We start from the raw sequence: 11,938 nt of genomic DNA on the forward strand, positions 1-11,938 counted from the left end.
CGGCGCGGCCTGGCCGCCGCGCCTTCCAAGGCTGCGGGCGGGGCTATTCGGCGATCTTCTCGGGACCCGGGATGACGCGCGGGATTTCCAGCCTGTCGCCGGTCCGGACGTACCAGTTGCCTTCCATACGGCCGAGCAGCCGCAGCCGGGGCGTGTCGATATGGAAGCGCGCGGCATCGCGCACCGCCTCGTCGACGACATGCATCAGCACGATGCGGCCGAGCACCAGCGAGCGGTGCGGGCCAAGCTCGACGATCTGCAGCAGCTTGCATTCGAAGGAGACCGGGCTGCCGCCGATGCGAGGCGCGGAGACCATCTCGGAGGGCACCGCCTCCAAACCGGCCTCGGCGAATTCGTCGACCTCCGGCCGGAACTCGGCAGCCGTGATGTTCATCTCGGCCGCATGCTGCTCGCCGACCATGTTGACGACGAAATCGCCGGTCGCGCGTATGTTGCGGCCGGTATCCTTGCGGTCGCCGGGCCTGCGGTCGTTGATCGCAAAGCCGAGGACCGGCGGCTCCTCGCCGAAAGCGTTGAAGAAGGAAAACGGCCCGGCATTGGGCTTGCCGTCCTCGTCGCGGGTCGAGACCCAGGCGATCGGACGCGGAACCACGGTGGAGGAGATCAGCTTGTACCGCTCGAGCGGGCTGAGCGTCGAGAAATCGAACTTCATGGCTGTGTGAACCGACCTATTTGCTGAGGCGCACCTTCGGCACCGTGCCGATCGCGCTGTCCTCGCCGTAGCAGATCTCGACCTCTCGACCGATCCAGCTTCCCTGGGGCTCTTCACCGACCAGGTTGCTGATGACGATCGGCCCCTCGTCGAGCTGGACGGCGACCGAATTGTAGGGCGTCGGGAAGTTGTCGAAGTACTGCTTGTGGAAGATCACCCAGGAGATGATCTTGCCCTTTCCCGACAGCGCCTTCCAGGTCGAGGACATCGACAGGCAGTGCGGGCAGTTCGGCGCCGGCGGATAGCGGAAGCTCGAACAGTCGTCGCATTGCTGGAGCTTCCAGCCATGGGCGCGGATGCTCTCCCACATCGGCTGGTCGTACATCGAGATGATGGGCTGGGAATTTGCCATGGCCGCGCGCCTCACGTCCCGTAGATGATTGAAACGGCCTTGCCGGCGACGTCCGAATTGTAATGGACGAAGCGGCAATCCTCGACCTGGCGCGCGCCGCACTCGCCGCGCACCTGCCTGACCGCCTCGACCTGGTGGTTCCAGCCCTGCATGTAGGTCTCGGAGAGATGGCCGCCGCCGGTGTTCACCGGCAGCTTGCCCTTCAGCGAGATGCCATCCTCCTGCATGAAGCGACCGACATCGCCCGAGCGACAATAGCCATAGCCTTCCAGCGCCAGCGGCACATGGCAGGAGAAGCTGTCATAGATTTGGACGGCGTCGATGTCCTTGTGTTCGACCCCGGCCATGTTGAAGACCTGCTCGGCGCAGGCCTCCTGGGCCGGGCGGTAGAAGTCGAGCAGGCGCGGCTCCAGGCTGGTGGCGCCGCGATTGAGGTCGTAGCGGCCGACGCCGTGGACCAGAACCGGCTTCTTCCGCGTCGCCGCCTTCTCCGCCATTTTTTTGGCGCGCCCGGCCTCGGCGATGATCAGCGCGACGCCGCCATCGTTGATCAGGCAATAGTCGAACAGATGCAGCGGCTCGCAGATATAGCGCGAGGCCATGTACTGCTCGATGGTGATGGTCTTGCGCATCAGCGCATGGGGATTGAGGCTGGCGGCGAGCCGCTGCGCCACCGCGACCTCGCCGAGCTGTGCCTCGGTGCAGCCGGTCACCTCCATGAAGCGCCGGAACATCATCGCATAGAGGGCGCCCTGCGAGGTGAAGCCCCAGGGCGCATGGTAGACATAGGACAGGAACATGTTCCCGCCCATCGCCTCCGGCCCGCCATACTGGATGGCCGCCGAGCGCTGGTCGTTGCCGTAGACCAGCGCGACGACCTCGGCCATGCCGGTCTGGATCGCCATGCAGGCCTCGATCACGGCCAGCATCGCATCGGCCTGCGAGCCCCAGCGCGGGTTGATCCCGAGGATCTCGCCGGTGCGCTCATACGCAATGGTCGGGCCGACGATCAGCCCGTCGATCTCGTCGCGCTCGATGCCGGCATCAGCCAGCGCCTTGTTGAAGGCAATCGCGGCATAGCCATAGGAATCATGCGGCTTGTCGCCGGCCAGCACGCGGGCATGGTCCGAGACATAGTCGCTCTGGCCGACGCCGATGACGGCCCCGACCTTGCTCAGATTTCTTGCGGTGGTCATCGGGAACCGGCTCCGGACTGCGTGCTCATTCGATGACCCCTTCCGCGCGCAGGGCCTTCACGCGCTCGGGCGCATAGCCCAGCACCTGCGTCAGGATCGTATCGGTATGTTCGCCGAGCAGCGGCGGGCGTTTCAGCTCGACCCGTTCGCCATCGAGCAGGAAGGGCGGCGCGGTGAAGCGGGTCTCGCCCATCTCGGGATGGTCGATCGTCTCCCAGTAGCCGCGATGGCGGAGCTGGACATCATCTTCCATCAGGTAGCGCGAATGGGCGACGACGCCCGCCGGCACGCCGGCGGCCTGGAGTTCCATCATCGCGGCGGTCGCATCGCGCGAAGCCGTCCAGCGCCCGACGGCAGCCTCGATGCGCGCGACCTGCGTCAGGCGGCCCTTGGCGGTGGCAAGATCGCGGTCGGCGGCCAGCGACGGCTCGCCGATGGTCTTGCACAGCGCCTGCCACTGCGCGTCGGTCAGCACCGCGACGGCGCACCAGTCGTCGGCGCCGGCGCATTTGAAGATGCTGTGCGGGGCGTAGTGAGGCGAACGATTGCCGCGCCGCTCCTGCTCGATGCCGGTCGCGGCATTTTCCAGCACCGACGGGCCCATGCAGTTGATCGTCGATTCCACCTGCGACAGATCGATCTTCAGGCCCTTGCCGGTGGCACGCTTGTGGCGCAGCGCCGCCATCAGCGCGAAGGCGGCGTGGTAGGGGTTGGCGGCATGGTCGGGGAAATGCGTGCCGGGCCCGATCGGCCCCTCGCCCTCATAGCCGGTCTGCCACATCAGCCCGGTCACGGCGCTGATCGTCATGCCGACGCCGAGCAGATTGGCGAGCGGCCCGGTCTCGCCATACATCGGCATCGACAGATAGATGATGTCAGGCTTGATCGCCTTGATGTCCTCATAGCCGAGGCCGAGCCGGTCCATCGCGCCGGGGCCGAAATTGTTGCTGACGACATCGGCCTCGCGGATGATCTCGAACAGAATCTCGCGGCTCTTGGGGTTCTTGAGATTGATCGAGAAGCTCTTCTTGCCGGTGTTGCGCGAGGCGAAATAGCCGCTGCGGTTGATCCCGGCGACGCCGTCCTTGAACGGCCCGCCGACGCGCACCGGATCGGGCCGCGAAGCGCTCTCGATCTTGATGATCTCGGCGCCGAAATCGCTGAACAGCTTGGTCGAGAACGGGCCTGCCCCGGCCCATGTCAGGTCGGCGAAACGGATGCCCTTGAGAAAATCGGGAACCATCTCCAGCGCTCCTAGCGAAGGCTCTGCCGGGCGGAAACCGCGCCCAGGATCGCATCATTGTCTTCGCCCAGACGCGGGGCGCCGCGCTCCAGCCGCCAGAGCGGCTCGGAGAGGCGATAGGGCGCACCGGGGAAGACGGCATCCTTGCCGAGCCCCGGCACGGCCAGCTTCTGGAAATAGCGCCGGAAGATCAGTTGCGGATCGGCCTGCAAATCGGCGATGCGGCTGACCGGCGCCATCACGAGCTTGCGGCGCAGCGCCTCGGCGCCGAGTTCGGCCTTGGTCTTGTCGGCGACGAAACGCTCGAACAGCGCCCGGAACTCGTCTTTCATCGGCGCGGTCGCACGCAAGGGACGGTCGGCCCAGTCGGGCTGCGACAGCCTTGCGAGACCGTCGAAATTCTCGTCCCTCATCCACTGCAGCAGCCCGGACCACGAGGCGCTGAGCGAAAGCGGCGCGGCGAGGAAGACATAGCCGTCCTTGCAGACGAAGGCGCTTTCGGTGGCGTCGCGCACACCCTCGCCGCCACGGCTCGAAACGCGCCCCTCGAGATCGTAGACCTGATTGGCATTCTGCAGCGAATGGGCGATGGCCTCCTGGGCGGAGACGTCCAGCATATGGCCGACGCCCTGCCCCTCTGTGTGCCACAGTGCGATCGCGGTCGCCGCCGCCGCATAGAGCGAGGTGACGAAGACGCTCTGCTGGCCGGCGAGCTGGAGCGGCGGCTTGCCGGGCTCGCCCGACAGCCAGGCGATGCCGCCCAGCGACTGCGCCACGAGATCGGAGCCGACGAAATGGCTGTAGGGGCCGGTCAGCCCGAAATAGGAGATCGCCGTGACCACGCGCACGCCGGGCACCGCCAGAATCTGCGCAAGCTCGATTTCGGCCTCCCGGCCCGCCTCGTAGACGACAACCTGCGAGGCGGCGACGAGATCGTCGAAGACCGCGCGCCCGGCCGGCGTCTTGAGGTCGAGCGTGACGCTCTTCTTGTTGAGGTTGAAGAAGGCGAAGGGCACGCCACCGAAGCTCGCCGGATCGACGCCCGTCAATGTCGGTGGCGTCCTGCGGTCGGCTCGCCCCTCCGGCGCTTCGATCCGGATGACCTCCGCCCCGAGATCGGCAAAGAGCCTCGTGCAATAGGAACCGAGCTCGCGCGTCAGATCGAGAATCCGCACGCCGCCATAGGGTCGACTGTTTTCAGATGCCATCGCGTTTCCCGCCAGCTTTTCTCTGCTGTTGTCGGTCGGACTCGGCCGGTTCAGGCCTCCCGGCCGGCTGTCTGAAAATAATGCATCATATAATAAATATAGCAAGCTGCGCGGCACGCATGCGCGCATGCGGAACATCGCGCAACCACCCACCCTCCGAGGCGAGCGAGTATAAGCCGCGTTTTTTCAATATCTTGAGAGAGGCCTTTTGCAGGAATCCACGCCCGCCGCCTGCGTCGCTTGCCACAGCGTCGGCTATCACGAAAACCGCATTCCAGTTTTCGGGCCGATGCTCTAGCCGAGCAGCGTCTCAAGCAGCCGGTTGAAGGTCTCGGGCGCCTCATAGGCGACCCAGTGCCCGGCATCGGGGACGAGATTGAAGGTGACGTCCGGCCGGATCTGCCTCAGCAGCGCCTCGCGCTCGGCGAAGTACCCGTTGACCACGACATCCTTCGCGCCCCAGACCGCGTTCAGCCGGTCCGGCCGGGAATGCTTCAATGCCTCGGCCAGTGACGGCGAATTGGCGAATCGGCGGCTCTTCACCCGGGCGAGCCCGACATTGCGCTCCTGGATCGTGATCGCGAGATCGTCGATCCGTGTCGCGTCGGCAATCATCAGCAGGCCGAGATTGGCGCGGTTGATCTCCCGGCGTTCGGCATCCGGCATCGCGCGGTCGGTCCGGGTCAGCTCGACATTGCTGCGCTTGATGCCGAGCGCACCGGCACCGACCAGTGTCAGCGAGGCGAGATCGCGCGGAAACTGCGCAGCGGCATGGCCGGCGATCAGGGCTCCAAAGGAAAAGCCGACGAGATCGACTTTCTGCTGGGGCGGAAAGATCTGCTCCAGGCCGCGCGCGACCACGGCGCCGATGCCCGCCGGCGTCGCCTCGGGAGCTTCGTCCGAATCGCCGAGGCCGGGAGTATCGGGCACGAAGACCCGGCGGGAGCGCTGAAAATGCGGGATGGTGCGGACCCAGTGCCGCCAGGAGCCGTAGCCACCATGCAGCAGGACCAGAGGCCGCCCCTGCCCCCAGACGCGCCAGACCATGCGCCCGTCACCGCAGGGCGTCTCGATGCTCTCGGCCGACGCATCGAGACGGTCCAGGATATCGTCCGGCGAAACCTCGACCGTGGTCATGCCTCGCGCCGGCTCACGCCGCCACGAATTTCGGCAGGGTGAAGCTCTCCGTCAGGTCGTCGAAAACGACCTTGAGCGGCAGGCCCTCGGCCGCATTGTCCGGCCGCGCCCCGCGGAAATTGCTCATCAGCCACGGCCCCTCCTCCAGTTCGACGAGGCAGACATCATAGGGCACATCGCTGGCGAATCCGTCCCAATAGGCACGGTGGAACGTCACCCAGGAAATCAGCCTGGCCTTGCCGCTGACAACCTCCCAGTCCTGATCATCCGAAAGGCAGACCGGACAGACCGGGCCGGGCGGAAAATGCCGGTCGCCGCAGGACTGGCAGCACTGCACCGAAAGCCGGTGCCGGCGGGCGTTCTGCCAGAACGGCTCCATCAGCGCATCGCCATCGGGAAGCGGCTTGGTATAGCTCATCGATGCCTCCTCAGGACCGCGTATAGATGATCGAGCGCGTGCAGGGCGTGGTCGCGACATAGTGCACCACCTCGCAGTCGTGCACCTGACGGAGGCCGCATTCGCCGCGGAGCTGGCGCACCGCCTCGATGTTCAGAGCCCAGCCCTGCATGTAGGAATTGGACAGGTGGCCGCCATCGGTGTTGGTCGGCAGTGCGCCGTTGAGCGACAATCGCCCGCCCTCGACGAAGGCGCCGCTCTCGCCGCGCTTGCAATAGCCGAAGCCCTCGAGGCTGAAGAGCACGGTCGGGCTGAAATTGTCGTAGCACATCAGCGCATCGACATCGTCCGGCCCGATGCCGGCCATCTCATAAGCCTGGCGCGCCGTATCCTGCGCCTCCGTGAACCAGAAATCGGGGTCGAAATTCGCCACGGCGGAGCGCCGGAAGGCATCGCGCCCGCCCGCTCCCGAGATCAGCACGGGTGGCTTGCGCAGATCCTTCGCCCGCTCGGCGCTGGAGAGGATCATGCAGACGGCGCCGTCATTGATCAGGCAGTAGTCGAGCAGCCGCAGCGGCTCGGCGATCGGGCGCGCCTCCTCGTGGTCGTCGATCGTCATCGGCTTCTTCATCACCGCGTCGGGATTGAGGATCGCGTGCTGGCGGAAGGCGACCGAGACTTCGGCGAGCTGGCGCGTCGTCGTGCCGTAGCGCTGCTGGTGCATGCGGAACATCATCGCATGCGCGGCGCCCGGCGAGGTAAATCCCCAAGGATCCCAGACGCTGGCGGAATCGTCGCCACCATAGTTCATCCGGCGTGAGCGGCCGATATTGGTGTAGATCAGCGCAACATGGTTGGCGGCGCCGGTCTCGATCGCGAGCATCGCCTCGATGATCGCCATCCCCGACATCCGGCCATGGCCCGGCAATGCCAGGGACCAGCGCGGATCCAGGCCCAGCACCTCGCCCATGCGGGCGTAGTACGGGACGCGGCAGGTCACCAGCCCGTCGATCTCGTGCTTCTCCAGCCCGCTATCGAGCAGGGCCGCCTTGAACGCCTCGGCGCCCAGCGCATAGTCGCTCTTGTGCGGGAAATTGCCATAGGCCGTGTTGCCGACGCCGACGACGGCGACCTTGTTCTTGAGATGGTTCATCGAAGCCATGGCATCGTCCGGTCTGGCGGCCGCGCGTTTCGCAACGCGGGCGGCCGGGTTTGGAGGGGTCCGCGATCAGGGATATTGCGCGCCGCGCTGTCCGACATAGACGGCGTAGACGGAGGAGGCGCAGGCCATGAACAGGCGGTTGCGCTTGGGGCCGCCGAAGGTGAGGTTGACGCATTGCTCGGGCAACCGGATCTTGCCGATGAGTTCGCCATCGGAGGCGAAGCAATGCACGCCGTCGCCGGCGCTCGTCCAGACATGGCCGTCGACATCGACGCGGAACCCGTCCGAAATGCCGGGCTCGATCACCGCGAAGACACGCGGATTGGACAGCCGCCGGCCCTCGATCACATCCCACGCCATGATGTGGTGATCGCCCTCGGGATCATGCGTGATCGAGGTATCGGAGATGTAGAGGATGCTCTCGTCGGGCGAGAAGGCGAGGCCGTTGGGCTTGGCCATCGCGGCCGTGACCGATTCCAGCGCGCCGGTCACGGGGTCGAGCCGGAAGACGTTGTTGACGCCGATTTCGCCCTCGCCGCGATTGCCGGTGTAGTCGCTGAGGATGCCGTAATCGGGATCGCTGAACCAGATCGTGCCGTCCGACTTCACCACCACGTCGTTGGGCGAGTTCAGGCGCTTGCCCTCGAAGCGGTCGGCGAGGACGGTGATGCTGCCGTTGGGCTCGGTGCGGGTCACGCGGCGTGCGCCATGCTCGCAGGTCACGAGCCGTCCCTGCCGGTCGCGCGTGTTGCCGTTGGCATGGTTCGAGGGCGAGCGGAAGATGCTCACCCCGCCGCCGTCGACCCAGCGGAACATGCGGTTGTTGGGGATATCGCTCCAGAGATAATAATCGCCATCGGCGAAATAGACCGGCCCCTCGGTCCATCTCATGCCGGAATGGATCAGCTCCACCCGCGCATTGGCGACGATGGCGGATCTGAACCGCTTGTGGTCGATGATCTCGAATTCCGGGCTCATTCTGGCGTTTCCATCCGCAGCTCGATCCGGTCTTCGTCCGTCGCGATGCGATCGGCGCCGCGACGAAAGATCGAGACCTTCGCGTCCCGAAGCCTGCCGAATTTTTATATGATGCATTCTATTTGGCATGGGTGGAGTGTCAAGCACGACCACCCTTGCGCCGGGCGCATGCGCGCCGGCGCCTGTTTGGCTCAACCCTCTCCGTCATTCCGGACAAGCCGCGAAAATGGCGCCGATCCGGGATCCATCATAGAGGGCTGCACTCTACGATGGATTCCGGGTCTCCGCTTCGCTGCGCCCGGAATGACGGCGTTTTCGCGGGTGTGCCGAGCCTCTGATCGTTCGGTTCCTTTCCGGCCAGCCTCTCAGGAAAGCCGGTAGAACGAGCGCGCATTGCCGGCGAACATCGCGTTGCGCTCGTCAGGGCTGAACGAGGCCGTGATCTTCTTCAGCGCGTTCCAGAGCGTGCGGTAGCTGCAGCTCTGGCGGTCGACCGGGAAATTGCTCTCCATGATGCAGCGCGCCGGGCCGAAGGCCTCGATGCCAGCCATGACATAGGGCTCCCAGGCCGTCGCCAGTTCGTCCGAGGTCAGCGGGCGCGGCAGCGTATGAATGCCGTAGCCGTTATAGGTCATGCCCTGCCCGCCGATCTTGACGAAGACGTTGGGCTGGGCCGCCACGCGCTTCAGCAGCGCCCGGAAACGCTCGAACTCGGCCGGATAGAGCTTCGCATAGGGGCCGATGCCGAGCCGCCCGCCGATATGGTCGAGCACGATCTTCGTGTCTGGGAAGGCCTGCGCCAGCGCCGTGACATCGTCGAGCTGCGGGTGAAAGACCCAGGCGTCGAAGCTGAGGCCGCGCTTGCCGAGCTGGGCGAAGCCGCGCTGGAAATCGGCATCGACCAGCAAATGCTCCTGCGCCATCTGCGGCAGATATTGCGCCAGCGCCGCGTCATGGACAAAGGTCGCGCCCTGGCGGATGCCGCGAAAACGCCCTCCGCCCGCTTCGATATGCGCGTCGAGGAGGTCGCCCGCCGCATCGCCCAGCCGGAAATCGACCTCGCCGACAATGCCCTCGCAGACGCGCGTCGAGCCGTAGAGGCCGCTCGCCGACATCGCCGCGACGCCACGCAAAAACTCCGTCTCGCCGAGGACGCGATACTCCGCTGGGCCGCTGGCGCGCAGCATCGAATGCGCCTGCACATGCACGGTCGAGATGATGTTGTGCCCGCCCTTGCGGATGTCCTCGACCAGTTCCGGCAGCAGGTAGCAGCCTCGCTTGTCGTCCCAGAGATGGTGGTGAGCGTCGATGATCGGCAGGTCGGGATCGACCACCTCCTCCGGCTGCTCCAGCGCCTGCCAGGCGTTCATATGAGCGAAGGTATTCGGGAAATTTCCGATAAAAACCGGCGCGTTTTCAGGAGTGTAGCGGTATCCAGACATGCGTCTCGTCTCCGGCTCGATGAGCTTCGGCGGGAAAGGGCGGATCAGCGGATGAAGGGCGCGAGCGCCTTCATCCAGACCGTGATGGCGACAGCACCGCCATCGGGCGAGCCGAGCGCGCGGGCGCCCAGATAGCTGGCGCGGCCGAGCTTCGGCATCATCTCGGAGGTCGCGGCGGCGCCGGTCTCGGCGGCCGTCACAGCGGCTGCCCAGGCCGCGGCAGCCGGCTTGCCGGCCTTGCGCGCCGCCATCCAGGCGTTCAGGGCGGGATCGAGCGCGTCGAGCATCGTGCGGTCGCCAGGCTTCGCGCCGCCGATCTCGCCGACGCTCGCGATGCCGGTGGCGAAGGCCTCGTCCCAGGCCTTCGCGTCGGGCTGGGGCTGGCCGGCGAGGCGACCCGCCGCGCGCAGCAGCGCCGTGGCGTAGAAGGGCCCGGAGCTGCCGGCGATGTTGCGCCGCAAGCCGTCGCCCATGGCCGAGAGCGCGCTCGCCGGCGTCCCCCAGGCGCCTTCGGGCAAGGCACGGATCGCTTCGGCGCCACGAACCATGCTGGCACCAAGGTCGCCGTCGCCGGTCCTGGCATCGAGATCGGTCAAATGCGCCTCGGCCGCGTCAAACGCGGCGGCGACGGCGAGCGCCGCCTGCTTCAGCACGCCGGCAAGCGGGCCGGGAGCGACAGCCTCAGTGGGTTTGGCAGCTGGCGGTGCGGCGACGACATGGCGCTTCGCCGGGATCAGGCCCGAGCCCATCCAGGCCGGAGCCTTGGCGGGGGCCTCCAGCAGAGCGAGGCGCTCGTCGTCCAACCTCAGCACGGAGAGCGAGCAGCCCGGCATTTCCAGCGCGGTCAGAAAATCGCCGGTCTGCGCCCAGGCAACCGTGATGCCCTTGCCGCGCAGATGGGCAAGCGCCCGTCGTGCGACGATCGCCAGCTCCATCGGCGGCGTCGCGCCCAGCCCGTTGACCAGCAGCGCGACCTTCGCCCCGGCCTTCAGGCCGCGATCGCGTGTGATCGCGTCGAGGATGGTATCGACGAGCTGGTCGACCGGCTTGATCTGCGTGCGCTCGACGCCTTTCTCGCCATGGATGCCGAGGCCGAGCTCGATCTCGTCCTCGCCCAGTTCGAAGCCGGGCTTTCCAGCGGTCGGCACCGTGCAGGAGCCGAGCGCCACGCCCATGCTGCCGAGCTCCGCAGCGGCCGCCCGCGCCAGCGCCGCCACCTCTGTGACGCTCTTGCCGGCTTCGGCTGCGGCCCCTGCCACCTTGTGGATCAGCACGGTGCCGGCAATGCCGCGCCGGCGGGCCGGCTCGACGATGCCCTGCAGCGCCACATCGTCGGCGACCACGACGATCTCGGCGGGAATGCCCTCCTGCTTCGCCAGCTCGGCAGCGAGGCCGAAATTCAACCTGTCGCCGGTGTAATTCTTCACGATCAGCACGACGCCGGCCGGGCCGGCGGCGACACGGATCGCCGCCAGAATCGCGTCGACGCTGGGCGAGGTGAAGACGTCGCCCGCCACCGCCGCGGTCAAAAGCCCCTCGCCGACATAACCCGCATGGGCCGGCTCATGGCCGCTGCCGCCGCCCGAGATCAGCGCGACGCGCCGCGCCTCGCGCGCCGGCAGATCGGCCCGGACGATCACGTCCTCAGCGTCGAGCAGCGCCTGGCCGGGCGAGAGATCAGCCTGCCCTTCCAGCATTTCCCGAACGATGTTGCGCGGATTGTTGATCAATTTCTTCATTGAGACGCCCTCCCGAATTGGCTCGCTCTGACGGCGCACCCGAATCGTGCCGCGACGATGCCGAGGGACACCGGCGCCGGGCAAGTACAGGGAGGCCGCGTCCGCTGCGGATGGCGGACAGGAGATGAACTGTCGACAGTCCTAGAGCGACCGCGTCGAAAGGGAAAGAGCGCGTCGCGCGGAAAATCGCGGCCGCCGCCGACGTTGCGTCATTCGGCTACGCAAATTGCTCTCAAGCGGAAACACGGCGTCATCCGGGACAAGCCGCGAAGCGGTGCAGTTCCGGGACCCATCACGGGGCAGTGCCGCGCCCTCCGAAGGATCCCGGCGCTCCGTTTCGCTTCGGCCAGG

Annotated in this window: 11 protein-coding genes; all 11 read right to left on the reverse strand. The window is 66.5% G+C overall.

Going from position 1 to position 11,938, the window contains the following annotated elements; translation table 11 throughout:
- Window positions 1-43: 43 nt before the first annotated feature.
- The 11 genes from C8D03_RS24765 to C8D03_RS24815 all read right to left on the reverse strand — a co-directional run bounded on the left by C8D03_RS24765 (window position 44) and on the right by C8D03_RS24815 (window position 11,587).
- On the reverse strand, window positions 44-673 hold the full coding sequence (locus C8D03_RS24765; RefSeq protein ID WP_108050600.1) for a flavin reductase family protein: 630 nt from the start codon (window positions 671-673) through the stop codon (window positions 44-46).
- A 16-nt stretch (window positions 674-689) separates the two neighbouring features.
- The gene (locus C8D03_RS24770; protein ID WP_108050602.1) at window positions 690-1,085 is read right to left on the reverse strand and encodes a Zn-ribbon domain-containing OB-fold protein; all 396 of its coding nucleotides are present in this window, start codon (window positions 1,083-1,085) and stop codon (window positions 690-692) included.
- Between the two features lie 11 nt (window positions 1,086-1,096).
- Window positions 1,097-2,281 carry a thiolase family protein gene (locus C8D03_RS24775; RefSeq protein ID WP_108050604.1) on the reverse strand — a complete coding sequence of 395 codons (1,185 nt, stop codon included), beginning with the start codon at window positions 2,279-2,281 and terminating at the stop codon, window positions 1,097-1,099.
- Window positions 2,282-2,306: 25 nt separating this feature from the next.
- Complete coding sequence (locus C8D03_RS24780; protein ID WP_108050606.1) at window positions 2,307-3,524, reverse strand: CaiB/BaiF CoA transferase family protein; 1,218 nt, start codon at window positions 3,522-3,524, stop codon at window positions 2,307-2,309.
- 11 nt (window positions 3,525-3,535) lie between these two features.
- Window positions 3,536-4,732 (reverse strand): CaiB/BaiF CoA transferase family protein, encoded by a 1,197-nt coding sequence (locus tag C8D03_RS24785; RefSeq protein WP_181301229.1) that lies wholly within the window; start codon window positions 4,730-4,732, stop codon window positions 3,536-3,538.
- Window positions 4,733-5,026: 294 nt separating this feature from the next.
- Window positions 5,027-5,869 (reverse strand): alpha/beta fold hydrolase, encoded by an 843-nt coding sequence (locus C8D03_RS24790; protein ID WP_108050610.1) that lies wholly within the window; start codon window positions 5,867-5,869, stop codon window positions 5,027-5,029.
- A gap of 13 nt (window positions 5,870-5,882) precedes the next feature.
- Window positions 5,883-6,287 carry a Zn-ribbon domain-containing OB-fold protein gene (locus tag C8D03_RS24795; RefSeq protein WP_181301231.1) on the reverse strand — a complete coding sequence of 135 codons (405 nt, stop codon included), beginning with the start codon at window positions 6,285-6,287 and terminating at the stop codon, window positions 5,883-5,885.
- 10 nt (window positions 6,288-6,297) lie between these two features.
- Window positions 6,298-7,428: a thiolase family protein gene (locus C8D03_RS24800; protein ID WP_108050614.1), complete on the reverse strand. Its 1,131-nt coding sequence runs from the start codon at window positions 7,426-7,428 to the stop codon at window positions 6,298-6,300.
- Window positions 7,429-7,494: 66 nt separating this feature from the next.
- Window positions 7,495-8,406, reverse strand: a complete 912-nt coding sequence (locus C8D03_RS24805) for an SMP-30/gluconolactonase/LRE family protein (RefSeq protein ID WP_108050616.1) — start codon at window positions 8,404-8,406, stop codon at window positions 7,495-7,497.
- Between the two features lie 365 nt (window positions 8,407-8,771).
- Complete coding sequence (locus C8D03_RS24810; protein WP_108050618.1) at window positions 8,772-9,776, reverse strand: amidohydrolase family protein; 1,005 nt, start codon at window positions 9,774-9,776, stop codon at window positions 8,772-8,774.
- Between the two features lie 116 nt (window positions 9,777-9,892).
- Window positions 9,893-11,587 (reverse strand): dihydroxyacetone kinase family protein, encoded by a 1,695-nt coding sequence (locus C8D03_RS24815; RefSeq protein ID WP_108050620.1) that lies wholly within the window; start codon window positions 11,585-11,587, stop codon window positions 9,893-9,895.
- Window positions 11,588-11,938: the final 351 nt, after the last annotated feature.

The sequence above is a fragment of the Bosea sp. 124 genome, from assembly GCF_003046175.1.
Lineage (GTDB): Bacteria > Pseudomonadota > Alphaproteobacteria > Rhizobiales > Beijerinckiaceae > Allobosea.

Excerpts from the sequence above, each read along its gene's own strand:
- C8D03_RS24805 (WP_108050616.1), bottom strand. The coding sequence starts at position 8,406 with ATGAGCCCGGAATTCGAGATCATCGACCACAAGCGGTTCAGATCCGCC.
- C8D03_RS24810 (WP_108050618.1), bottom strand. The coding sequence starts at position 9,776 with ATGAACGCCTGGCAGGCGCTGGAGCAGCCGGAGGAGGTGGTCGATCCC.
- C8D03_RS24770 (WP_108050602.1), bottom strand. The coding sequence starts at position 1,085 with ATGGCAAATTCCCAGCCCATCATCTCGATGTACGACCAGCCGATGTGG.
- C8D03_RS24775 (WP_108050604.1), bottom strand. The coding sequence starts at position 2,281 with ATGACCACCGCAAGAAATCTGAGCAAGGTCGGGGCCGTCATCGGCGTC.
- C8D03_RS24815 (WP_108050620.1), bottom strand. The coding sequence starts at position 11,587 with ATGAAGAAATTGATCAACAATCCGCGCAACATCGTTCGGGAAATGCTG.
- C8D03_RS24790 (WP_108050610.1), bottom strand. The coding sequence starts at position 5,869 with ATGACCACGGTCGAGGTTTCGCCGGACGATATCCTGGACCGTCTCGAT.
- C8D03_RS24780 (WP_108050606.1), bottom strand. The coding sequence starts at position 3,524 with ATGGTTCCCGATTTTCTCAAGGGCATCCGTTTCGCCGACCTGACATGG.
- C8D03_RS24795 (WP_181301231.1), bottom strand. The coding sequence starts at position 6,287 with ATGAGCTATACCAAGCCGCTTCCCGATGGCGATGCGCTGATGGAGCCG.
- C8D03_RS24785 (WP_181301229.1), bottom strand. The coding sequence starts at position 4,732 with ATGGCATCTGAAAACAGTCGACCCTATGGCGGCGTGCGGATTCTCGAT.
- C8D03_RS24765 (WP_108050600.1), bottom strand. The coding sequence starts at position 673 with ATGAAGTTCGATTTCTCGACGCTCAGCCCGCTCGAGCGGTACAAGCTG.
- C8D03_RS24800 (WP_108050614.1), bottom strand. The coding sequence starts at position 7,428 with ATGGCTTCGATGAACCATCTCAAGAACAAGGTCGCCGTCGTCGGCGTC.